The following is a 21,353-nucleotide window of genomic DNA, read 5'->3' on the forward strand; positions in this document are numbered from 1 at the left end:
CCATAATAGCTTTTGAGCTAAATATACAATTAATTTGATTACAGGTAGTTGCTGCTACGTCCCAATTTAAGAATTGAGGATTGGGTATAGCAAGGATGACAACAGATAGGTGATATTTTTATTACTTATTCTCTAGTCTCTAGCCTCTAGCCCCTAGTCCCTCATCAATTCTGTAAAAATAAGTTTAAATAGATTTGTCACGACTAAGTAACAAATACGCTTCTAGATTTAGGTTGTGATTATGAGATTTGCCAAATTTCGCCTGTCTATACGTCAACTAAGTTCCCATGTTTTAGCCATATTTCTAGGAGTTGTCTTAAGTTTTAGTACTCTGCGAGTATTACCTTCGGAAGCTGAACCAGCACCAAAGCTAACTACAGAAAATCAACCTGAATTACTGGCGCAACGTCAATCACCAGCTACAGCAGCGATTGGTAGCAGCAGCTTTGTGACAGCAGCTGTCAATCGTGTGGGGCCAGCAGTGGTGCGGATTGATACAGAGCGCACTATTACTCGTCGCAACGATCCGTTTTTGGAAGACCCCTTTTTCCGCCAGTTCTTCGGCGATGGTTTCTCGCAACAACCATCTAGAGAGCAATTGCGCGGTCTTGGCTCTGGTTTTATTCTTGACAAGAGTGGCTTAGTGCTTACGAATGCTCACGTAGTTGATAAAGCCGATCGCGTGACAGTGAGACTTAAAGATGGTCGCACCTTTGACGGTAAAGTTCAAGGTATTGATGAAGTTACAGATTTGGCGGTAGTTAAGATTAATGCTGGGAACGATTTACCAGTTGCGCCTTTAGGTTCTTCTAGTAATGTACAGGTAGGAGACTGGGCGATCGCAGTTGGTAATCCTTTAGGTTTTGATAATACCGTTACTTTGGGGATTGTCAGCACCCTCAAGCGTTCCAGCGCCCAAGTAGGGATTACAGATAAACGCTTAGAATTTATTCAAACTGACGCCGCTATTAACCCTGGTAACTCTGGCGGGCCTTTATTAAATGGCGCAGGTGAAGTGATTGGGATTAACACCGCTATTCGTGCTGACGCGATGGGGATTGGTTTTGCAATTCCCATTGATAAAGCCAAAGCGATCGCCGCACAACTGCAACGCGATGGTAAAGTTGCTCACCCCTATTTAGGCGTGCAAATGGTAAGTTTAACATCAGAGCTAGCTAAACAAAACAATACAGACCCTAACTCCTCCATTCAACTTCCGGAAGTTAACGGAGTTTTGGTGATGCGAGTTATACCTAACTCTCCGGCTGCATCTGCGGGTATCCGTCGCGGCGATGTAATTGTGCAAATTGATGGACAAGCAATTACCACTGCGGAACAGTTGCAAAATGTGGTGGACAATAGCCGCCTTGGTCAAGTTTTGCAGGTGAAAGTGCAACGAGGTAACCAAACACAACAGCTATCAGTGCGCACTGCTGAGTTACAAAACGCTTCCTAATTAGCGCTGCGTCCACTGAGCAAATAGGAGAGTTTCGTTGGGCAATGCCCACCCTACTAGGGAACTCCAAAAAATAAATTATCCAACTTGTAGGGGCACGGCATACACAAACTTTCGGTATTACCGATATTTTATCGGTGCCGTGCCCCTACCCCCGTGGGTATTTTTTTAATTGGAAGTCCCCTATTTGTGTTTGAGGGCTTGAGCAAATTTTTTCGCCGTAACTTGTGAAGCAGGCGATAATAAATATAGAGATCAAATTAATTCTATGTCCTCTACACCATGCCCTAGTTGTGTAGTTGCTCTCAATCAACAACAGGAACAAAACATCTCTCACCACAAGCAATGTCAAGATATTGCCGATAAGCACAGCAAAACTGTAGGTAAAAATTGTACTGTGGTAGAAAATGGTCGGGTTGTCGTTAAACCATTACCAGAAGTTAATACTGAGAAGGCTGATTAAAATTTAACTTTCTTCCTCTAACGCATCGAGAGCTAAGATATCGTGAAACCCTTCGTAATCAATATAGCGATGTCCGTCTTCTGTATCGTGCATGATATTAACAAACTCGTAATTCCAAAGAATTTGGCTAGCAGTATAGGTATGACGCGCATAAACAACCTGTGCTACTGTTTCATCAATTCCACTGAGAGAAATCACAACAGAAGTATGTGCTTTCGCTAAGACTTCTGGTGTCATACCATACAAAGGGCTAGATTCATCGATGTGATGTATTGCTAACCAAGTTAATGCAAAGCTGGGTGATTGATTCCGTCGCAGTTTGAGATCGTAAATTCGGCGGATTTTGTGTCCTTCAGCTGTGACTTCATCGCGCATCAGGTAAGCTCGCATCTGTGCTTCTATAATTTGGTTGCGCCGTTGATTGGCTGTACGAAACATGAATGTTGGTTCGCCTTCATGGGGTGTAATCACGGCTACACGGCTAAAAACTACGCGCGCTGTAGGACGAGAGAATCGTGCAAAGGCTAATCCTGTCATGAGAGCAATACCCATTAAACCAGCGATCGCTTCAATGGTGACAATAGTATTAGCATACAGTGTTTTTGGATACATCGCCCCGTAGCCAATCGAGGCTAGCGTCTGCACGCTGAAAAAGAATACATCTACAAAAGAACCAGGTCGAGCATTTTCAATACAGTCTCCGCCTGCTAAATAAGCTACAGCAAATATGGCATTAATCGCCAGATATGCCACGGCAATTAGTAACAAAAAGCCCGTCCAAGGAATTGTCAACAAAAGATGATACGGGTCGCGCCAGTAAGAATACCAAGCACCCAAGCCTACAATATTAAATTGTCCGTCCCGAATTTTGATGTATACTCGCTGGAGTCGATGTGAATCTTGTTTGCGAAATAGTTTCTGCAATCGAAATTTCATTGGAAGAGACCACAAGAATTAACTAATTACAACCAGGTGCTAATCTATCGTTTATGAATCGATATTTTTGGATTACTGCTTTAATCGCCTTTATTAATTCTCTCAGTTTTACGATTTTAATTCCTATTATCTATCTCTATGGCAAACAATTTGAATTAAGTGATTTGCAAACTAGTTTATTATTTTCGATTTATTCTATCTCACAGTTTTTTGCAACTCCAGTCATTGGTAAACTCTCAGATCGCTTTGGCAGAAAGCCGTTATTGATTATTAGTTTAGCGGGAACTGCGATCGCTAATATCATCGCTGGTACAGCGCCAACAGCAGCGATTCTCTTTTTCGGGCGCTTTCTCGATGGGATTACAGGCGGGAATGCTTCGGTAGCTCAAGCGATTATTTCTGATATCACTACGCCGGAGAATCGTGCTAAAGGTTTTGGCATTTATGGCGCAGCTTTAGGGCTAGGCTTTGTTTTAGGGCCTGCTACCAGTTTATTAGCACAGCAGATTTCCTTAGGTGCTGGGTTTGTGGTTTCTGGTTTAGTGGCATTTGTAGCTTTGTTAATGACAATTTTCTTGTTACCAGAAACTTTAAAAAATAAGGCAGAAAAAGCCCATAATATTTTTGATATTGGTTTAGGGAATTTAGTTAAAGGTCTGTTTATGCCCAAAATCAATATTTTATTAATTACTAACTTTTTTATTGGCACGACTTTTACTATTTTCACTTACGCCTTTCAACCATACTTTTTAAAAGTGTTAGGGCAAAATAGTCAAACTTTAACGCTGATGTTTCTCTGGTTTGGCTTAGTGGGCGTGATCATGCAGACTTGGGGCGTGTCAATTCTCACGCGCAAATTTAATTTAGCCAAAATATTATTTTTGGGTTTATTTATCCGTAGTCTTTCATTTAGTTTAATGCCAGTTTGGCAAAATCTGATTTATTTTGTTGTCGTCTGCGCCCTATTTTCTCTGTTTAATTCTCTGGTTCAGCCAATGGTAAATGCGCTCATTTCTTTGAATGCTGAACCTCAACAACAGGGAACAGCTTTAGGATTGAATGCTTCTTATTTAAGCATTGCCAATGGTGTGGGGCCTGTAATTGCAGCGATGCTCGTTAACCAATCAAACCCGATCACCTATGGCTATCCTTTATATTTAGCGGGAATGCTGACATTTTTAGTTTTGTTTTTAGCGATCGCTACTCAGCAAATATATACACCAAAAAATTAGGGCGAGCAATGCTCACCCTATAACTAGCTGACTGTTGACGGTTGACTGTTGACGGTTGACTGTTGACTGAGAAATTCGGACTAGGCTTTTGGTGCTGGATTTTGAGAACAGCGATCGAACCATTCTTGGTATTTTTGGCGGTATTCCTCGTTGTCAACCACAATTGAGACTCGTACCTGCTGACAACCGGGTTGCTTTTCGAGAGCGATCGCATTTAAAAGCAAGCTAGCAATTTTCGCTGAACTAAACAAGCCGTTAACAGTTAAACCATTATTTAAACCATTATCTAAATTGTTAATTTCTGGTGTCTGTGCTTGCGCCAAATCAATACCAGCTATTTCCTCTCCGCCTAAATCAATTTCTGCTAGCTGTGTAGTTTCTTCTCCCACTTGTTCAACAATTAACTTCTCACGCCGCACGGGGACTTGTACCATCCGCGTTTCAATTTCTTTGCGGACAATGACATCGCCAATTTTACGTTTACTACTGTTAACTACTAATCTTTCTTCTAATAATTTAATAATTTCTTGTTCTTGAATCTCCGAGTTATTCGTAGTCGCTAAATTCTGTTCTCGATTACTATTTATAGCTGTGTTATGAGCCACTTGTCCATTAAACCCATCTGACATGATCTGCCCGCCTTGTGTAATACTAGCGAAATTTTCTGGGAGATTTTCTATTTCTGATTTTTCTAAATCTACAAAAATTGATTGCGTAGGATTGTCAATGCTCTGAATTCTTTTGCTGCGTAATTTTAATGATTTATATTTATCTGTTAATTCTTGACCGTTAGCTACTCGTTGAGAGATAACTAAGTTGAGGCGATTCTCCGCATCTAAAGTTAAATTTTTGACTTCGCCTATGAGTTTGCCATTTTTATCTAGTACGGCGAAATTTTTGACTTTACTACTCAAATTATTTATCAGTTTATTAACTCTTTGATTCTGATTTACTGAATTAATTAGTTCCGGTTTATTTAGTAGAGTTTGGCTCATGATGTGGCAAATTTATTTTGCTAACTTTGGATAATTTAATTCAAAAATGATTTTTATAATTTACACAAATAAGAGTATATGTAAGGTGAGCAATACCTACCATATTGATATTTCGGTAGATGAATACCCACCCTAACACTCAACATTTTGTCAACAGTCAACAGTCAACAATCGATATATGTTGATTAACGTTCTTCAATTGGTAGACCACCTGTAGTATCTACATCTAATTCTTCGCGGCGAATAGTAGCTTGAGCTTCAGAAGTTTCTTGTTCGACAACTTTTGTTACTCTTACTTCTTCGCGTACAACTGCTTCTTTGCGAATGTCAGGAGTTTCTTCATAAATTTCTACGCGAGCTACTTCACCTTCGCGGAAATTAGCTTCCCCAGGAGCAACACGATGGCCTGCGTCTGTGGGGGTGACGCGCTCAATCACTACACGTTCTCTTTCTAAAGGTACTTCTATCCTTGCGGTTTCTGTTTCTACACGTTTACCAATTGCTACTTCACCAGCTTTTTGGCGTTTCTTATTAGCAATTAGTCTTTCTTCGTACAATTTCAAAGTTTGATTATCACCCTCATTAATGTTGTACAAAGCAGGTTCATGAGAGTAATTGTAAGTATCGCGGTTGTAATTAGGTTGATAACCTGTATCTAATGGTGCAGAAGCATCTAAAGGTCTTGATGTATCAACAGCAGATGTTGCATCTACAGGATTGCGATATACACCACGTACCCGTTCTTCATAATCGTAATCAACTGTTGAACGTTCGTTGAATTCTGGTAAATTTTCAGCTTGTTCTCTGGTCATACCAATTACATAAACGCGATCAACGTTATAGTCAATGCGAGCGCGTCCAATGGGTAGCAATACTTTTTTGCCAAAAATCCAGAAGCCTAAGTCAACAACTAGATAACGAAAATGTCCTTCATCATCTACTAAAACATCGCTGACTGTACCAATTTTTTCATCTCTACCGTCTGCATATACGCCAAGTCCTTTAATATCATCTCCTTGGAAAGTATCGCGGTAGTTAGGGTCAAAATCTTGTAGTTTATAAAGCGCCATTTTATTTCTCCCTCAGGTTTTTACTTTTCATTGGCTATTATCTAAATTAATTTGATGTGATTTTTTATTCCTCTTTCCCTTGGCTGAATTACATATCATCTTCAGACGTATTTGTTTGGGAGTTTTGTTGATGTTTAAAGGCTAATTATTTAGTAGTGGACTGACACGCCTAAAATGTTGCAATATAATTTTCTTGTGGGGTGGACAGCGTTCGACTGAGCGCTCACGCCGAAGTCTTGTCCGCCCAGGACGGGCGAGACGCCCATCCCACAAGAGTTTTATTAATGCACTATTTTAGTCTAGACACGCCAGTAGGCTAACGCACCTGAATTTTTTAATTTTTTGTTGGTGCGTTGCGCTGCGCGACAACACACCCTACGATTAATTAAAGATTTAGTTATTGTTAGGTAATGAATTAAGTTGATTGCAATAGTTAATAGTGCAGGTAAAAACAAGAATCTAGTTTACCTGCACTATTGAAATGACAATTTCCGCTAGATGTACTGAGACAAAATGGAAATTTAATTAAATAGCTGTATCTCTAGACTTATTTGTTTCGTTGACATCGAGATTACCGGAAGCATCAATGTCTAACTCTTCACGGCGAATTGTTTCTTGTGCTTCTACTATGTTGCTATCTACTACTTTTGTGACTCGAACTTCTTCGCGAACAAAAGTTTCTTTACGAATTTCGGGAGTTTCTTCGTAAACTTCTATGCGTGCTACTTCTCCTTCTTGGAAGTTTACATTTTGGCTATCTACTACGGTTTCGGAGGTGGGATTTACTCTTTCAATAACAACGCGCTCTTTTTGTAAGGGTACAGAAACTTGTGCGGTTTCTGTTTCTATGCGCTTACCAACGGAAACTTCGCCGGCTTTGACGCGATTTTTATTCGCGATTAATCGTTCTTCGTATAGTTTAAAGGTTTGTTGATCCTGAGCGTTCAATTCATATAACTCAGGCGCAACGTAATTAGATGTTTCTTGTGTGTTAGCTAGTTGGCTGTTGGGTGAACGATAAACATTACGAACATTTTTTTCGTAATCTTCGTTAACAACAAGGTTTTCGCGATATTCAGGTAAACGTGTCACCTGTTCTTTGCTCAATCCATCAACATAAACTCGGTTTTCAGCATAATGAATATGCGCTAAACCGATAGGTAGTAATATTTTCTTGTTACCACTATCCCAACTGGTGTCAATTACGAGATAACGAAAGCGTCCATTGTCATCAACTAAAGCATCAGCAACAGAACCTACTCTCACACCACCTTCAGTATAGAGTTCTAAGGCTTTAACGTCTTCACCACCAAAAACTTCGCGGTAATTAGGCTCAAAATCTTCGAGTTTATGTAGAGGCATAAATTTTATAAAAGCAACTGCAAATATCTATACATAACTATAGAAATTAGGGAATTTCTTTGCCTCTGGCTGGCGACTGAATTTATTGGTTAGATTTGTGGTTTCTACTTCATCCTGAAGCACTAAAAAGTAGAACGATAGAGCTATATATCTGGGATGCTTAATTTATGTATAACTATAGTTATATATAAATATATTTTATTAATTAACAGTATTTCTGGAGGATGAGAGACTTTAGCAGAAAGTGGCAAGATGAAAAGAGTGTAAAGATTTTTATCAACTTTCTAACTGTAATTTTTAAATCAACTGGCTGTGGACTGTTTGGTAAATGGAATACAAATTTAGCTTTATATAAATCAAATGGGGATAAGACTATAAGAAGAAATGATGAAATAATATTGGCTTGTTTGCGAAAAATTAAATAAGAGTTGTGTAGACTACCAAAGTTATGATGATTTATTTCCAGTTTTTGATTTAATTAATAGTTGGTTTAGAGTAAAGATAAAACCTCACTCATCAAAATGGCAAAGTTTGTATGTGGAAAACTGTGTTGTTTACGCTCATCTTCATGATTGCGTCGGTGCTGCTGATTGCGGAAGCGACTTTGGCGACGCCTTGGTTGGAAGGTAATTCTTGGTTGGCTGAGAATGCTGTGAATACAGTTTCGCCGGAGGTAACGCGATCGCTTGAATTACCCCTAGTACAATTTGAACCATATCTCAGCGATAACTAAGAATACATCTTTCCTACCCCCTTTGTAATCTAGATGTGGGGGTAAGCCGTGGCGATGAAGTAGTGTAAATCAACCAGATGTATGTGGAGTGGATGAACCTAATCGCTTCTAGGGTTGATCAATTTCCAAATTTTCACATCATCTGGTTGCGGATTAGTAATAAGGGAATGGGCGGTTAATGTGGGCGAATGGGGGCGAATGGGCGGCGAATGGGCGGGGAAACCCCGCCCCTACGGGGTGTATTTGTTGCATTGTTGTTTTTAGGCGTTACATTAACAATGTCAGGCGTTACATTAACAATGTAAGTCGATACATTAACAAGGGACATCCAATTTTTTAAATACCCAATCCATTTGTAGTGCGAGCAGCGTTCGACTGAGCGCTCACGCCGAAGTCTTGCTCGCTGCTGTTCTAAAGCGAGCGAGACGCTCGCACTACGGAATATGGGTAATTTATTTTTTGTAAGTCCCCAATGTCAGGCGTTACATTAACAATGTCAGGCGATGCGTAGACATCGCAAAGGAAACCCCCAAACATCAGTTCACAGTCAACCGTCAACCGTCAACCTTAACTCAATTGAGCGACAAGTTGATTTTCTAATACGGTGTCGTTGGTTAATAAGTCTTCAACGGTGATCCGCAGAAAGCGTTGTTCGTCAACTTGAAATTGAATTTTAATGCGATCGCTTCCGGGAAATCCTGGGGGTGATAGTTGGGCGATGCTTCGCGCACCTTCTTTATCGTTCAAGGGTTTGACACTAGTTGCGCCAGTGTCGAGACGCCGGGTAATTAAGCGATCGCCATCGAAATAAACTTCTGTACCGCCTGTTTCTGCACCTAATTCGCCCATGATTAACTCGATGCTGGGCTGATTTTCTAAGGATGCGCCTAGTACTAATTCTACTGGTTGGCTCATGGGATAAGCTTGTCCGGCTTTAATAATTGGATGCCAATTGTGGCGTTGGTTGCGTCTATCCCAGTAGCGCACGCCATAGCTATGATAGAGAAAGTCTTTAATTTCGATTCCCTGGGTAATTTGTAATGCACCTTGCGCGATCGCTTCAAAGGGACGTTCGCAGCGAATTTTCTCGGCGTCAAAATATTGTTTTACCCATGTCTGCACAGCAGGTAACTGCACTGTACCACCAACTAACAACACGGCGTTAATATCAGCCAGTTCAATTCCCTGTCTTCGCGCTTGCTGTAACAGACTCGTCATCGACTCATCAAGTCTGTCAAAAAATGCGTGTTCTCTGAGAATAGTTTCTAAAGTCTCACGGTTAAGTTCGAGTTCGTAACTTTCAAAACTTTCATCGTCAAAATAGACTTCACTAGCTTGGGTTTGGGTTGACAGTTGAATTTTGACTCGTTCTGCTAATCTGGTAGTTAAAGGACTTACAGCTAAATCTTGCGTTTTGGCGAAATAATCGACAATCCAAGTATCAATATCCGTTCCGCCTAAATTTTGTCCGGCTTTTGCAAGTACGCGGGCGGTTTTGACTTTTTGCTTGGAATCTTCCCCTAAGGATTTATTACCCCATTTAAGTAAAAATCCCACAGGTTTAGTATTAGCTTGGGCGCTACGATCCAACCTTACCAAAGATAAATCTAAAGTACCGCCGCCAAAATCAATCACTAAGAGAATGTCTTGATCGCCTAAACCATAACCTAAAGCTGCGGCTGTCGGTTCATCGATCATCCGCACTTGTTCCACGGGAAGGGCTTGACAAACTTGTCCTAACCAGTGACGGTAAGTTTCAAAACTATCTACAGGTACGGTTAAAACTAGAGAATCTAAACCGCCTTGTAAAGGTGCTAATTCTGCAATTACTTGATTGAGAAACCAGTTACCGACTTTCTCAAAAGTAACGATTTCTCCGTCTAATTCCGGTAAGAAACCTTGAATATCTGCACCAATACCACGTTTAAAACTGCGGAAAAAACGCGATTCGCCTTTTAAGTCAAAACCGCGATCGCGTACTTGTTGCCCTACTAATACTTTACCTTGGCTGGCGTCTTCCACATACACCAAGCTGGGAATTAGTGGCGGATTGAGACTTTGTTGTATTGATAAACCAGGAAGACTCAAGGTTTCTGGCTGCTGGGTGACTGGGTTCCAACGAGCAATGACTGTGTTGCTAGTACCAAAATCGATTGCGATCGCCATATTTTATATTATTACTTCGCGCCAAGACCAGGACAATTCCCCGTGAAACTGTCCTGTGAACAAACTACTCATTTGTGATTATTCTCTATTAACCACCATGAGCGCAAATTAGCGATCGCTACTTCTTTGTGTTTGGCTTCAACTTCAATCCAAGGTGCTTGATAATAAACAGTAGGCATAGCGGATATCATATCGCTGTGCTTTCTATCTCTAAAAGCAGTCTCACCGTTGGAAATATGGACTAATTGCCAATCTGGATTTTCCCAGGTTTCTCTAGCAGCGTAAAACATCTCAGCCACACTAGGATCGTCGTAACTATCGAGATTTTCGTGACAAACATGATGGTGCGCATCAAAAACCATTGGTACGCCAGCTTGCTTGCAGACTGTTAAAATCTCGCTAGCGCTGTAGGCGTATTCGTCATTCTCAAAAGTAAGGCGGCTTTTAATGGCTTGAGGTAATTCCGAGATTACCTTTACCAGTTGTTCTATCCGTTGCGATTTACCGCCATGAATATTCATCAACGAAAAAGGCGATCGCGGTAAGTTTAATAAATCTAACGTGCGGGCATGTCGTTCTAAAATTTTGATACTAGTTTGTAACACTTGCGGTGAATCAGAACTCAAGACGACAAATTGATCGGGATGCAGCACCATGCGAATATTTAAAGATTGTGCGCGATCGCCAATTTTGCCTAAATCAGCACTCATTTCTTCTAAAATCTGCGCGCCAATTTCATCTTCCATATCGCTGAGAGGAAACAACGCCGAAGACATGCGATACAAGCGAATCTTGTTTTCCTCGCAAAAAGATAATGCATCATGCAAGCGCTGCAAATTATTTTGATAAAGTTCTCTCAGCGCGTTTTTTTGTTCTTCCTTTGTCAGTTTTAAATAGTGCGTGCGCGTCATCGTCCGAAAACGCACTTGTTTATCAAAGGTAATGCAAACCAGCCCTAACTCTGGTACAAAACCTTGTGCTTGGGGAAAATGCGGTAAATTTTGGTACTGGATTGCAGTCATTGATGTCATTGCTCAAATCTTGGCGCTTCTTTGATTTAACTAAGTTCTGTCTGCAGGCGCTCAGTATCTAAAGACAGAACTCTGAAAGTTGAGAGATGAAGAAAGCAAGCAACAGCTATCTATATCTTGCGTACTTGCTGCATCGCTAATCTTTTCTCTGACACATCTATCTGTTGAGGCATGTTTTCTTAAGAAATTTAAATTTTTATATAGTTATTGTAGAAATATTGTAATAATTTTACACCCTTCCAGCCTTGACAAGCCTGATGACTCAAGCATTTGCCACACTTTCGCCATAAAAAGGCCATGAGGAGGAATGTCAAAGATTGGATATGTGTCTTTTGGCAGTTTAGTCAATAGCCTGAAATATTTATTAATATAGATATAGATTCACCGTTCAGGTGAAACAACAAATTCTTCACCAACGGAGTAGAAGAACATGGAAGAGCAAAAGACATCAGACTCTAAAGATGCTCTAGGATACTTTAAGAATGGAATTTGGCTATTTGGCCTTTCATCTTGGGTATTTGGAATTACCGATCGCAGTATTGCATCCTTTGCAGATGGTTATTTATCAGCTTTAGATTTAACGCAACTATTCACAGCTGCGACATTTTTTGTAGCTTGGCTATTTTTAAAACCAGTATCTAAAGCTTGATTGTCTAATTAGTAATTCTTTAATCCACAAGGTGCGTTATGTGAGAGAGAACACTTTTTTCCATCATCGGTATGTCAATCAAAGATGGCGACTAGGGCGAATAAACAACAAGCAAATACAGTTATATTTATCAATATAGGGGTAATTCTCAATTGTAGAATTACCCCTATTTTTAATGGAATTTTTTATATAAATTCTCTGCTGAGATGCAGGTAATTTGAATAAATGAACCGCCTTCTCTACGAGACACTACGTGAACGCGCAGCGTCTCGCAGAAAAGACGCCAAGTACGCCAAGGAAATACAAATTAAGTCAATGTAGGGTGTGTTGTCGCGCAGCGCAACGCACCGACGCACCATCAAGATTAAAGTACGTACCCTCAGCAATAACAAACCCTACCACATACCTTATCGTATATAAATCGTCACATTTAGGAGAAACTTTTACCAGAATACATCTGTCTGGTGATATAAAGTATCCAAATACTCATCAATGAATCCTTCTGCTCAAGGTATCCCCGGATTACCCGATTTAACGCATCCGCAAGAGCTGATACAATTTGGTACGCAAGCCCTTAAAGGTTCGCTCTTAATTGTATTTTTAGTCATAGCCTTAGGAATAGCGATCGCACTTATCAGTTTCTCCTTACGCCGACATCCCACAGCACAAACAGTTTTCTTCAATGAATGGGCGATTAACTACGCACAAATTCTCAAGGGACTACAGCATTTAGCCTTAATTATCATACTCTTAATTCCCGGATTTTTTCTCTGTTCCACATTAAGCAATCGTTACCATCATTGGGAACAAGCCAGAGTTGCGCAAATTGCAGAAACCGTTGCTGGCGATAAACTAGAACAAACAGCGCCACAAATACGCTACGTAGTCAAAGAACCATACACTTATACAACTACAGTTAAAGATAAAATAGTTAAAGTTAACGATACTCAACAAGTAAATCGCTATTTAACATTAGCTGGCTCGCAAATTCAAGTAAAGCTAAATCAAGATGTAGATGTGAAAGGACGCAGTTCTATTTATAAAGTAGATTACACTGCTGAATATAAAGTAAATAATCCACTCACAGATATTAATAGCTTTTTCTTTGAAGCACCACCGCCTAATGGTTACTCATTACTAGCTAGATATAAAGTAGAGCGAGACGGAACCCAATTACCACAAAAAAATCCTGGCGATTATGGTTTTCCCTTTCGTTTAGAACCAGGTGCAGAAACAACCTTAAAAGTTACCTATCAAGCCCAAGGGGGGCCGCGTTGGGTTTATAATGCTTCTGGACAGTTATTATCTAAGTTTCGTTTAACTACAATTGCCGACTTTAGCCCAGTTAATTTTGCTAGTGGCATCGCACCTACTAATAAGAAAACCGAAAAAGGTAGCACTGTATTTACTTGGGTATTTGATGATAATGTATCTGTAAAAAATCCCTTTGGTGTATTTACCAACACTGAACCAGTTCGCAATACAGGGATTATCCCGCGTTTATTATTGCTAGCGCCAGCCGTATTTATTTGGTGGATTATCTTGCTTTATTTATCGCTACCAATGAGTTTAAAAAATGTAGCGATCGCCGCCGGAATATTCTTTGCTTGTATATTGACTCTCACCTATTTAGGACGCTTAATTAGTCCTGTGTTAGTTTGGACAATGATTTCCCTCATCTTACTCAGCTTAATGTGGGGATTGGGAGGAAACCGTCGTGCTTCCCTAGCTGCGATCCTATGTACAATTGCTGGCGCTGTCATACCAGTATTGGGATTATTAGTACCATATAGCGGACTAACACTCAGCCTAGCTGGGCTACTTTCAGCCGTTTGGCTAGCAGTCAGACATTGGTATAGTTGGCAAACTGTAACAACAGAGCATTGACAAGCTTCTGTTAAATAAATAACATTCGTTTATTGCTGAAGTTCTCATAAATTAGTAGTCAGGAATCAAGTACTGGCTACTAATTTATCTATTATTTATGTAAAAAAATAAAATGTTCGCCAGAATTCGCCGTCTATTCAATCAAATATTTCGTAAATCAAGAACAATCAACAACCAACCTTTAAATACAGTCAGTTTGATTGTTATTATCTTGATTGATATTTTTATCTTAGTTAATGTCTTTACAGGGTTAGATGATATCAGTAGATGGCATCTCAGCCCCGCTCAAACTTACCCATGTTATTCTGAATGGCAAAATTACCGCACGAAAACTAATCAAAGTAAAGACTATGAAATTATTCGTACAGCATTACCATACAATTTAAATCAGCCGAGTTTTCAGCAAATTTATCAACAAGCTGAAACCGGACATTTAGGTAAAGTTTCTCCGACTTGCTTACAGTACGCTGATGTCAAAGATAAGGTAAAAAATTCTGCCAATCAACAAATTATTAAAACCATCGATGGACAGCAAAATAAAATCAGTAATCTAGAGCAAAAAAATCGGAACATTCGCGCCCAATATGACTCCACACTATTAGATAAAATTGCCGGACAGTCTTCTGCACAGTCAATTAATGAAGTATCTGCAGAAAAAGCTAAACAGAATTTAGAAGCAAACAACCGCCAAATTGCAACGCTGAAAGCTGAAATTACTAATCTCAAAAATCAATTATTAGCGAAAGCTGAGAGTGTTAGTTATCTAGCTTTCCTCAAAGATGAGAATAAATTCGCTGAAGTTGAAAAAGGCTACAAGCAAGCAGCTTTTTGGTATCCTAGCATTCAACTAAGTTTCCAATCTTTCTTTTTACTGCCACTAATTCTGATTGCGTTCTTAGTTCACAGCTATGCACAACGCCGCAGATATGGATTAATTGCCTTAATTAGCTGGCATTTATTAATTATCTTTTTTATTCCCTTAATTCTCAAGATATTTGAATTTCTGCAAGTAGGTGCATTATTTACATTCCTGTTTGATATCATTAACGCGATTTTTGGCGGCTTATTATTCCTCATCAGTTACATTTACATCTTGCTGATTCCCCTGGTAGGATTTCTCATTATCAAGTTCTTTCAGCAATTTGTTTTTAACCCAAAATTACAAGCAGCCAATCGAGTCCAAAACTCGCGCTGTATCAACTGCGCTAAGAAAATTCGCCGTGGCGATCGCCATTGTCCCCACTGCGGTTATTACCAATATATGGAGTGCCCAAATTGTCACGAGTTAACCTACAAACACTTACCGCATTGTAAACATTGCGGTCATGCGCAAGATTTAAGTAATTTGTAATGGGACTTACATGAGAATAATGGATAAATAAACCGCAGAGGACGCAGAGTCCACAGAGGAATGAGAGTTTGAGAGGTTTTGTACGTAATCTCAATAAGATTCTGGTAGGGGCGGGGTTTCCCCGCCCTTGTGTTAGATTTCAATGTTACTGCGATCGCTCAATTTAGAGCCAAAAATTCTCTCCCATACCCGAATTAACGCCCGCAGGCTAGAAGCCTGGGGCTAACATTACGAAGCCCACCTCCGTGGGCTTTGTTTCATTAGCCGCACCCTTGTAGGGTGACGGCGATATTTCGGGATAAGCGAGGGATTTTACGCCTGTGTATTGAATTTTGAATGATTTTAAAGCGGCTTTTGTGTCGGTACGCCAACAGCGCGAGGAAAATTAGCAGGAGTCGCGGCTATCTTGCGCAAGTACACACAATGGCGAATGCTTTGACTTAAAGGCGTGGTAAATTGCGCGATCGCTTCTACCTTACCACCTAACTGACTCACTGCCTTTTTTAAAGCTGCGGTTTCTTTCTCAATCCAATTACCACGATAAATCACCGCTAAACCGCCACGCTTCAGCAATGGTAAAGTATATTCCGCACAAGCAGATGGCGATCCCACAGCACGAATTACAGCCACATCATAACTTTGGCGATGCTGAATTTCCTGGCCGATTTCTTCGACTCTCCCTACCAGAGTTTTCGCATTATCTAAAGCTAATTCAGTCAAGACTTTGTCAATAAAATTAATCTTCTTCCGCGTCGAATCCAACAGTGTAACTTGCCAATTAGGCGCTGCGATCGCTATGGGAATACCCGGAAACCCTGCACCCGTGCCAATATCAATCACAGATGCATCCTCATCAACAGAAGTAATAAATTGCTGTTCTAAGACAATTCCCCGCAGCGAATCCCACAAATGCTTTTCCCAAAACTCCTGCGGTTCAGTAATGCGAGTTAAATTTAACTGACGATTCCCTTCGAGAATTAATTCATAAAGCTGCTGAAATTTTAATTGCTGCTGCGCACTAGGTTGCCAATTTAGAGTTTCTTGCCAGATTTCTAGGAAATTGTCATTTGTCATTTGTCATTGGTCATTTGTCATTGGTCATTAGTTAACAGTCAACTGTCAACAGTCAACTGTCAACAGTCAACCATCAACCAATTACACCGCAGGTTGTGGTTCTTGCACTTTCGCCTTCAATACCATTGGATCGACTGATTTTAGTTCACCATGATTCAGTGTCCAACAACAATCTGCGATCGCTAACATATCCCCCGCATCATGGGTGACTACTAACAAAGTCCAATCTTGTTTCAGTTTCGCTAATAAGTTTACTAACTGACGACGCATTGACCAATCCAAGCCGGCTGTCGGTTCATCGAGTAATAGTAAATTTGGCTGACGAATTAACTGTACCGCCAAAGCTAAACGTCGCTGTTGTCCCCCACTCAAGGCATGGGGTTGTGTAGATAGCGATAAATGCTCTAATCCTACCTCACTCAGCGCATCTCTCACTCGCTCTGAGCCTAATTCCGGATGTCCTAAGCGTAATTCTTCTAAAATCGAACCACCACAGAAATGTCGTTCGGGAAACTGAAAGACTAACCCCGCCAATTGTTGCAACTGTTCGGCAATCAATTCTTGTTCGCGCCAGAAGACTGCGCCAGAAGTAGGTTCAGCTAATCCAGATAAAATTTCTAATAAAGTACTTTTACCAGAACCACTAGGCCCAATAATCAAACCTAGCTGTTGCGGTGCTAATTCTAAGTTAATTGTTTTCAGAATCGCTGTTGGGCAGGCTGTGGGATGATAAACCAGATTTCTAAGATAGAGCATTTGTTAAAATTACCAAAGAGTTGCCGAATATACTGAATCAACTAGGCTTAACTACAACAAGAGCATTCAGGAAATTCTCAAAAATTCCGCAAAAATTTATAAGTCTAACCTGCTTTCCAACCTTAATCTAACAGCTAGAATCCTTGATTGAAACCGGCGAGATACTCAATCCTTTGATGAGTGGAAAAGCACAGCACCCTACCGCTTTAAGCTTTGAGCTTTAAACTTTAGGCTTGAATAATTCATTCCCCATGCCCAATGCCCAATGCCCAATGCCCAACTTTTCCATTGTGCCAGACTTACGCCCAAGCAATGGTTACAAGCTATAGGGAACCTGCAACAATTACAAAAGTCGATCTCTGTAGGCAATTTTGGCTAAGAAAGGCAGAAGGTTAAGAAAAAGATTTGTTCGCATTCTAAGTGACATAAGCAACTAGAAAAACAAAACAGTAACCGCAATTATTCTGAGGGTGAAAATGACTAAATGGCTTTCGGCTCCTCAATCAATCATACTGGCGAGAATCACCAGCTTGGCTCAAGCAACTTTCAGCGCCGCGATCGCATTTCATCTGGCGATGAATCCGGCTTTTGCTGGCGATCCCTTCCGCGATAATAACCCTCGCGCCATTGGTGACAAAACAGAAGCAGCTTTTAGAGCAGTTTTTCAAAAAGGTAACTATCCCGAAGCAGAAAATTACCTCAAACAAGCCCTAGCTAATGAACCTAACGAACCCTTAGCCTATGCTATGCGGGCATCTTTAGCTTATACCAATAACGATGTGGCTACATTAGCTACATACAGTACAAAAACCCTGGAAGCTGGACAAAAATTAATTGCCACCGATCCATTACGCGGTAATTTATACACAGCCGTTGGCACTTTTTTAGAGGGAGCAGTAATTATTACCCGTGAAGGTGCAGGTGGTGCGGCTCAAGCTTTAGGTAAGCTGCGACAAGTCTATCAATATTTAGATAAAGCTGAAGCCATTTCTGCCAACGATCCAGAATTGAACCTCATTAAAGGCTATATGGATTTACTGTTAGCAGTAAATCTCCCATTTACTAACCCAGACGAAGCCATTCAACGCCTAGAAAAAAATGCTGCACCCCAGTATTTAGTAGATCGGGGTATCGCCATTGCTTACCGCGACTTAAAAAATTACTCCCAAGCCTTAGATTATGCCAATCGTGCCGTAAAAGCCACAGCAGATAATCCAGAGGTATATTACCTAAAAGCGCAAATTCTCCACGAACAAGGAAGACAACAAAACAGTCGTCAACTACTCCAAGATGCGATCGCCAATTTTGACATAGCCTTAGGCAAAAAATCCCAACTCCCCGCCGATTTAGTCAAACAAATCCAATCCGAACGCAGCCGCGCCAACGATACCCTCAAAAGTTTGGGTTAGTCAGTTGTCAGTTGTCAGTTGTCAGTTGTCAGTAGGGGCGGGTTTATTTAGATCATCGTTGATCGGCGAAGATATCCGTGAACCCGCCCGTACAGTTGTAAGTTGTCACCCTCATTCCTCTTATCGCCCATGCCCAATGCCCACTCGCCCTGAGCGAAGCCGAAGGGATGCCCAATGCCCCATGCCCCTCACCTGCTATGCTTATTTTCAGATGATGGAGATATATACCGATAATGCACATCCAATTTCGCGAATTTAATCCTTTTGATGTTTGGATTTGGCTGAGATTCACCACTATTCCCTCAGCACGAGAAAGACAATATGTAGAAGAAGTTTTCAATTCCTGGTTTTATCTGGGTAAATTAGGTGCATTTAACGCCGAAAATCTTCAGGTACAGGAAACCGGGTTAGAAATCAGCTACATGAATTATGACGCCCAAGGTTATGACAAAAGCTTACTAGCGCTAATGCATAATATGGGTGAATTTGAGTATGAAGGTGAATGGGGGCGTTGCTGGTTTGATTTGGGAACCAGTGATGCGATCGCAATAGATATCTTAATTAACGCCCTCACCCAACTTAGTGAAGAATATGTGACTATTGAAGCATTGTATATTGGCGGTGAAAACGAAGATTGGCCCGTCGAAGATAGTGATAGCCGGGCTTACTCTATCTACGATAATTAGTTAATTAAGAGACTAAAATGGGCAAATCAGGGGAAATCAGGGTATTAGCCTTAGGACTAATCCGAGATGGCGATCGTATCTTTGTCTCCGAAGGCTACGACCCTGTAAAGCAATCTACATTTTATCGCGCGTTGGGAGGCGGTGTGGACTTTGGCGAGCCTAGCATTTTAGCCTTACAACGAGAATTCCAAGAAGAAATTCAAGCAGAATTAACTAATATTCACTATTTAGGTTGTTTAGAAAATATTTTTATCTTCAACGGTAGACAAGGACATGAAATCATTCAACTTTATCAATGCGATTTTGTTGACCCTAAATTTTATCAGTTAGATAGTTTAATCTTCTCTGAATCAGAAAACCATCACCACCGCGCACTCTGGATTAACATTGAGCGCTTTACATCCGGCGAATTAAGACTAGTTCCCACTGAATTTTTCAATTATTTATAGATTAGTCGGCAGTCACACCTCAACTAGCTGCACGATCCCCGACTGATTCAAAAAGCTGGGGATCTATTCCATTGCATCTTCTGACTTTCACCTCCGTATACACTGAGAAAATATCACTCCACAAGCTACAACCTAATGGTTACAGAAATGTACTTTTTGAACCGAATACCCTTACCTAATTCCAAGTATTATATGAGCTTATATGAGCTAGAACTAAGCAAAAGTCTATTTACTAGTACCCCAGATAAATTTTATATTAAGTTTTGTAATAAAGATAACAAATAACCAGATATTTGCCTGCTAAGAACTGATGAATTATCTAGCCTAATCCCCAGGAAATCTGGCTAGAGTAAGAGGAAAACATCGCTTGTATAGATATAAGTCCATCTCAGGATACTATGCATTTTCTTAACTAGAGATTTAGACTTAATATATAAGTTTGGTATGGAGAATATAAGTAATCAATAACTTTAAACTATACCAGCTTTATAATTTCTTTGTTATTTTGTATTTAACTGGACAGTTCTCCAGTGAATGGTGCGTTTAAATAATGATTAGTTGCACTATTTGCTAGCAGCTATCTCGCCAAGTAGCTGGTTGTACTTGCAGCATTTCTATTGCCAAGGACAATATCAAATTACCTAGTTAGAACTTCTAGCTACAATTTCTCTTGCTTATTGGTTCATCTACAACAAAAAAAGTGACTCATAAATATGATTAAAACAACTAATCAACCTATTATTTTCTCCGCCTTTATTAGCCCCATTAGCAACGCGGAACAACCAAAATTTGATTTATTGCAACCAATACGTCAATGGTTGGATAATCTAGAAATTCAAAACCCAAAATTAGCCAAATTTATTGCTAAACTAATTCCGGCTCAATGTCCCTTTGAGCGTGATGTTGTAGTATTTGGTCGCAAAATCGCCCACATTCCCCCCATGTGCAAGCTCAATCCCCTATACGATCAATTTGTTGGCTTGCGTTTTCGCGCTCTATGCTATTTAGTAGATAAATGTGGAGAAGATATCCAATCTTATTGCTAAAACTAGATAGATAGCCGCATGGAAATTAAAATTGAGCATCAACCAAGTCAAGAACGCCTTCAACAGTTAGGAGTAGCAAACTGGGGTATATGGGAAAAAGAAGTGTCCAAATTCCCTTGGACTTATGATACTCAAGAAACTTGCTACTTCTTGACAGGTGATGTCATTGTGACACCTGATAACGGACAACCAGTGCAAATGGGTAAAGGAGATTTAGTCACCTTTCCAGCTGGAATGTCCTGTACCTGGGAAATCATCAGCGATGTCAAAAAGCATTATTACTTTGACTAAACACAAAATCACACTACTAGTACCGCAAGCCGGAATTCAAAATTAAGACACAGTAAGCATTTCGCTAATTTTGAATGGCATGTTTATTTACGCCGTGATGTACTAGCCTTCATCTCCTCACAAATTCAAAACCCACATCTTCTTATCCTAAATACACCATTTCATTAATTTATAGCAACGCCAGAGAAACACTCAGCGTAACTTTGCGTAAACCTCCGCGTGACTCTGCGTTTAACAAAATTCCCCACTTATACCAAGCAGTACTTAAAATTCATCAATTCTCATCAAATTTTCCACGAGAGGCCCCACCC

20 protein-coding genes are annotated in these 21,353 nt (G+C 40.3%); 12 read left to right on the forward strand and 8 right to left on the reverse strand.

Annotated features, from left to right (window positions below):
* Window positions 1-241: 241 nt before the first annotated feature.
* A complete protein-coding gene (locus AACW45_RS06295) occupies window positions 242-1,456 on the forward strand; it encodes an HhoA/HhoB/HtrA family serine endopeptidase (protein ID WP_190632161.1) in 1,215 nt (404 codons plus the stop codon).
* 268 nt (window positions 1,457-1,724) lie between these two features.
* Window positions 1,725-1,919 carry a hypothetical protein gene (locus AACW45_RS06300; RefSeq protein WP_190632163.1) on the forward strand — a complete coding sequence of 65 codons (195 nt, stop codon included), beginning with the start codon at window positions 1,725-1,727 and terminating at the stop codon, window positions 1,917-1,919.
* 3 nt (window positions 1,920-1,922) lie between these two features.
* Here the strand turns inward: AACW45_RS06300 and AACW45_RS06305 are convergent, their stop codons facing one another.
* A complete protein-coding gene (locus tag AACW45_RS06305) occupies window positions 1,923-2,855 on the reverse strand; it encodes an ion channel (protein WP_190632166.1) in 933 nt (310 codons plus the stop codon).
* Between the two features lie 53 nt (window positions 2,856-2,908).
* On the opposite strand from AACW45_RS06305, the gene AACW45_RS06310 reads away from it, so the two are divergent.
* Complete coding sequence (locus AACW45_RS06310; protein WP_190632168.1) at window positions 2,909-4,087, forward strand: MFS transporter; 1,179 nt, start codon at window positions 2,909-2,911, stop codon at window positions 4,085-4,087.
* Window positions 4,088-4,167: 80 nt separating this feature from the next.
* On the opposite strand, the gene AACW45_RS06315 is transcribed toward AACW45_RS06310, so the two are convergent.
* From AACW45_RS06315 to AACW45_RS06325, 3 genes are all read right to left on the reverse strand, one after another.
* A complete protein-coding gene (locus tag AACW45_RS06315; protein WP_190632169.1) occupies window positions 4,168-5,082 on the reverse strand; it encodes a YsnF/AvaK domain-containing protein in 915 nt (304 codons plus the stop codon).
* 185 nt (window positions 5,083-5,267) lie between these two features.
* Window positions 5,268-6,152 (reverse strand): DUF2382 domain-containing protein, encoded by an 885-nt coding sequence (locus tag AACW45_RS06320; RefSeq protein ID WP_190632172.1) that lies wholly within the window; start codon window positions 6,150-6,152, stop codon window positions 5,268-5,270.
* Between the two features lie 525 nt (window positions 6,153-6,677).
* On the reverse strand, window positions 6,678-7,514 hold the full coding sequence (locus AACW45_RS06325) for a DUF2382 domain-containing protein (protein ID WP_190632174.1): 837 nt from the start codon (window positions 7,512-7,514) through the stop codon (window positions 6,678-6,680).
* 535 nt (window positions 7,515-8,049) lie between these two features.
* On the opposite strand from AACW45_RS06325, the gene AACW45_RS06330 reads away from it, so the two are divergent.
* Window positions 8,050-8,247 carry a hypothetical protein gene (locus AACW45_RS06330; RefSeq protein ID WP_190632176.1) on the forward strand — a complete coding sequence of 66 codons (198 nt, stop codon included), beginning with the start codon at window positions 8,050-8,052 and terminating at the stop codon, window positions 8,245-8,247.
* A 567-nt stretch (window positions 8,248-8,814) separates the two neighbouring features.
* Here AACW45_RS06330 and AACW45_RS06335 read toward each other — a convergent pair.
* Together AACW45_RS06335 and uvsE are read right to left on the reverse strand one after the other, a co-directional pair.
* Window positions 8,815-10,413 carry an Hsp70 family protein gene (locus AACW45_RS06335; RefSeq protein ID WP_190632178.1) on the reverse strand — a complete coding sequence of 533 codons (1,599 nt, stop codon included), beginning with the start codon at window positions 10,411-10,413 and terminating at the stop codon, window positions 8,815-8,817.
* Between the two features lie 68 nt (window positions 10,414-10,481).
* Window positions 10,482-11,435 carry a UV DNA damage repair endonuclease UvsE gene (gene uvsE / locus AACW45_RS06340; RefSeq protein ID WP_190632180.1) on the reverse strand — a complete coding sequence of 318 codons (954 nt, stop codon included), beginning with the start codon at window positions 11,433-11,435 and terminating at the stop codon, window positions 10,482-10,484.
* Window positions 11,436-11,874: 439 nt separating this feature from the next.
* Between uvsE and AACW45_RS06345 the strand changes: the two genes are divergently transcribed.
* From AACW45_RS06345 to AACW45_RS06355, 3 genes are all read left to right on the forward strand, one after another.
* Window positions 11,875-12,093 (forward strand): hypothetical protein, encoded by a 219-nt coding sequence (locus AACW45_RS06345; RefSeq protein WP_190541271.1) that lies wholly within the window; start codon window positions 11,875-11,877, stop codon window positions 12,091-12,093.
* Between the two features lie 492 nt (window positions 12,094-12,585).
* Window positions 12,586-13,980, forward strand: a complete 1,395-nt coding sequence (locus tag AACW45_RS06350; protein WP_190632182.1) for a hypothetical protein — start codon at window positions 12,586-12,588, stop codon at window positions 13,978-13,980.
* A gap of 112 nt (window positions 13,981-14,092) precedes the next feature.
* Window positions 14,093-15,331 carry a hypothetical protein gene (locus AACW45_RS06355; RefSeq protein WP_190632184.1) on the forward strand — a complete coding sequence of 413 codons (1,239 nt, stop codon included), beginning with the start codon at window positions 14,093-14,095 and terminating at the stop codon, window positions 15,329-15,331.
* 342 nt (window positions 15,332-15,673) lie between these two features.
* On the opposite strand, the gene rsmG is transcribed toward AACW45_RS06355, so the two are convergent.
* Window positions 15,674-16,405 (reverse strand): 16S rRNA (guanine(527)-N(7))-methyltransferase RsmG, encoded by a 732-nt coding sequence (gene rsmG, locus AACW45_RS06360; RefSeq protein WP_190632186.1) that lies wholly within the window; start codon window positions 16,403-16,405, stop codon window positions 15,674-15,676.
* Between the two features lie 81 nt (window positions 16,406-16,486).
* Complete coding sequence (locus AACW45_RS06365) at window positions 16,487-17,161, reverse strand: ABC transporter ATP-binding protein (RefSeq protein ID WP_096645052.1); 675 nt, start codon at window positions 17,159-17,161, stop codon at window positions 16,487-16,489.
* A 476-nt stretch (window positions 17,162-17,637) separates the two neighbouring features.
* Between AACW45_RS06365 and AACW45_RS06370 the strand changes: the two genes are divergently transcribed.
* From AACW45_RS06370 to AACW45_RS06390, 5 genes are all read left to right on the forward strand, one after another.
* Window positions 17,638-18,570, forward strand: coding sequence for a Sll0314/Alr1548 family TPR repeat-containing protein (locus AACW45_RS06370; RefSeq protein WP_190632189.1), 933 nt, complete (start codon window positions 17,638-17,640; stop codon window positions 18,568-18,570).
* Between the two features lie 233 nt (window positions 18,571-18,803).
* Window positions 18,804-19,256, forward strand: coding sequence for a DUF3531 family protein (locus AACW45_RS06375; RefSeq protein WP_096645056.1), 453 nt, complete (start codon window positions 18,804-18,806; stop codon window positions 19,254-19,256).
* Between the two features lie 17 nt (window positions 19,257-19,273).
* A complete protein-coding gene (locus tag AACW45_RS06380) occupies window positions 19,274-19,705 on the forward strand; it encodes an NUDIX hydrolase (protein ID WP_190632191.1) in 432 nt (143 codons plus the stop codon).
* Between the two features lie 713 nt (window positions 19,706-20,418).
* Window positions 20,419-20,751 carry a Mo-dependent nitrogenase C-terminal domain-containing protein gene (locus tag AACW45_RS06385; protein ID WP_190632194.1) on the forward strand — a complete coding sequence of 111 codons (333 nt, stop codon included), beginning with the start codon at window positions 20,419-20,421 and terminating at the stop codon, window positions 20,749-20,751.
* Between the two features lie 18 nt (window positions 20,752-20,769).
* Window positions 20,770-21,042 (forward strand): cupin domain-containing protein, encoded by a 273-nt coding sequence (locus tag AACW45_RS06390; RefSeq protein ID WP_190541243.1) that lies wholly within the window; start codon window positions 20,770-20,772, stop codon window positions 21,040-21,042.
* The last annotated feature ends 311 nt before the right edge of the window (window positions 21,043-21,353 follow it).

This window comes from Calothrix sp. FACHB-168 (assembly GCF_963889195.1).
GTDB lineage: Bacteria > Cyanobacteriota > Cyanobacteriia > Cyanobacteriales > Nostocaceae > Aulosira > Aulosira anomala_A.

Excerpts from the sequence above, each read along its gene's own strand:
- AACW45_RS06295 (WP_190632161.1), top strand. The coding sequence starts at position 242 with ATGAGATTTGCCAAATTTCGCCTGTCTATACGTCAACTAAGTTCCCAT.
- AACW45_RS06300 (WP_190632163.1), top strand. The coding sequence starts at position 1,725 with ATGTCCTCTACACCATGCCCTAGTTGTGTAGTTGCTCTCAATCAACAA.
- AACW45_RS06305 (WP_190632166.1), bottom strand. The coding sequence starts at position 2,855 with ATGAAATTTCGATTGCAGAAACTATTTCGCAAACAAGATTCACATCGA.
- AACW45_RS06310 (WP_190632168.1), top strand. The coding sequence starts at position 2,909 with ATGAATCGATATTTTTGGATTACTGCTTTAATCGCCTTTATTAATTCT.
- AACW45_RS06315 (WP_190632169.1), bottom strand. The coding sequence starts at position 5,082 with ATGAGCCAAACTCTACTAAATAAACCGGAACTAATTAATTCAGTAAAT.
- AACW45_RS06320 (WP_190632172.1), bottom strand. The coding sequence starts at position 6,152 with ATGGCGCTTTATAAACTACAAGATTTTGACCCTAACTACCGCGATACT.
- AACW45_RS06325 (WP_190632174.1), bottom strand. The coding sequence starts at position 7,514 with ATGCCTCTACATAAACTCGAAGATTTTGAGCCTAATTACCGCGAAGTT.
- AACW45_RS06330 (WP_190632176.1), top strand. The coding sequence starts at position 8,050 with ATGTGGAAAACTGTGTTGTTTACGCTCATCTTCATGATTGCGTCGGTG.
- AACW45_RS06335 (WP_190632178.1), bottom strand. The coding sequence starts at position 10,413 with ATGGCGATCGCAATCGATTTTGGTACTAGCAACACAGTCATTGCTCGT.
- uvsE (WP_190632180.1), bottom strand. The coding sequence starts at position 11,435 with ATGACTGCAATCCAGTACCAAAATTTACCGCATTTTCCCCAAGCACAA.
- AACW45_RS06345 (WP_190541271.1), top strand. The coding sequence starts at position 11,875 with ATGGAAGAGCAAAAGACATCAGACTCTAAAGATGCTCTAGGATACTTT.
- AACW45_RS06350 (WP_190632182.1), top strand. The coding sequence starts at position 12,586 with ATGAATCCTTCTGCTCAAGGTATCCCCGGATTACCCGATTTAACGCAT.
- AACW45_RS06355 (WP_190632184.1), top strand. The coding sequence starts at position 14,093 with ATGTTCGCCAGAATTCGCCGTCTATTCAATCAAATATTTCGTAAATCA.
- rsmG (WP_190632186.1), bottom strand. The coding sequence starts at position 16,405 with ATGACAAATGACAATTTCCTAGAAATCTGGCAAGAAACTCTAAATTGG.
- AACW45_RS06365 (WP_096645052.1), bottom strand. The coding sequence starts at position 17,161 with ATGCTCTATCTTAGAAATCTGGTTTATCATCCCACAGCCTGCCCAACA.
- AACW45_RS06370 (WP_190632189.1), top strand. The coding sequence starts at position 17,638 with ATGACTAAATGGCTTTCGGCTCCTCAATCAATCATACTGGCGAGAATC.
- AACW45_RS06375 (WP_096645056.1), top strand. The coding sequence starts at position 18,804 with ATGCACATCCAATTTCGCGAATTTAATCCTTTTGATGTTTGGATTTGG.
- AACW45_RS06380 (WP_190632191.1), top strand. The coding sequence starts at position 19,274 with ATGGGCAAATCAGGGGAAATCAGGGTATTAGCCTTAGGACTAATCCGA.
- AACW45_RS06385 (WP_190632194.1), top strand. The coding sequence starts at position 20,419 with ATGATTAAAACAACTAATCAACCTATTATTTTCTCCGCCTTTATTAGC.
- AACW45_RS06390 (WP_190541243.1), top strand. The coding sequence starts at position 20,770 with ATGGAAATTAAAATTGAGCATCAACCAAGTCAAGAACGCCTTCAACAG.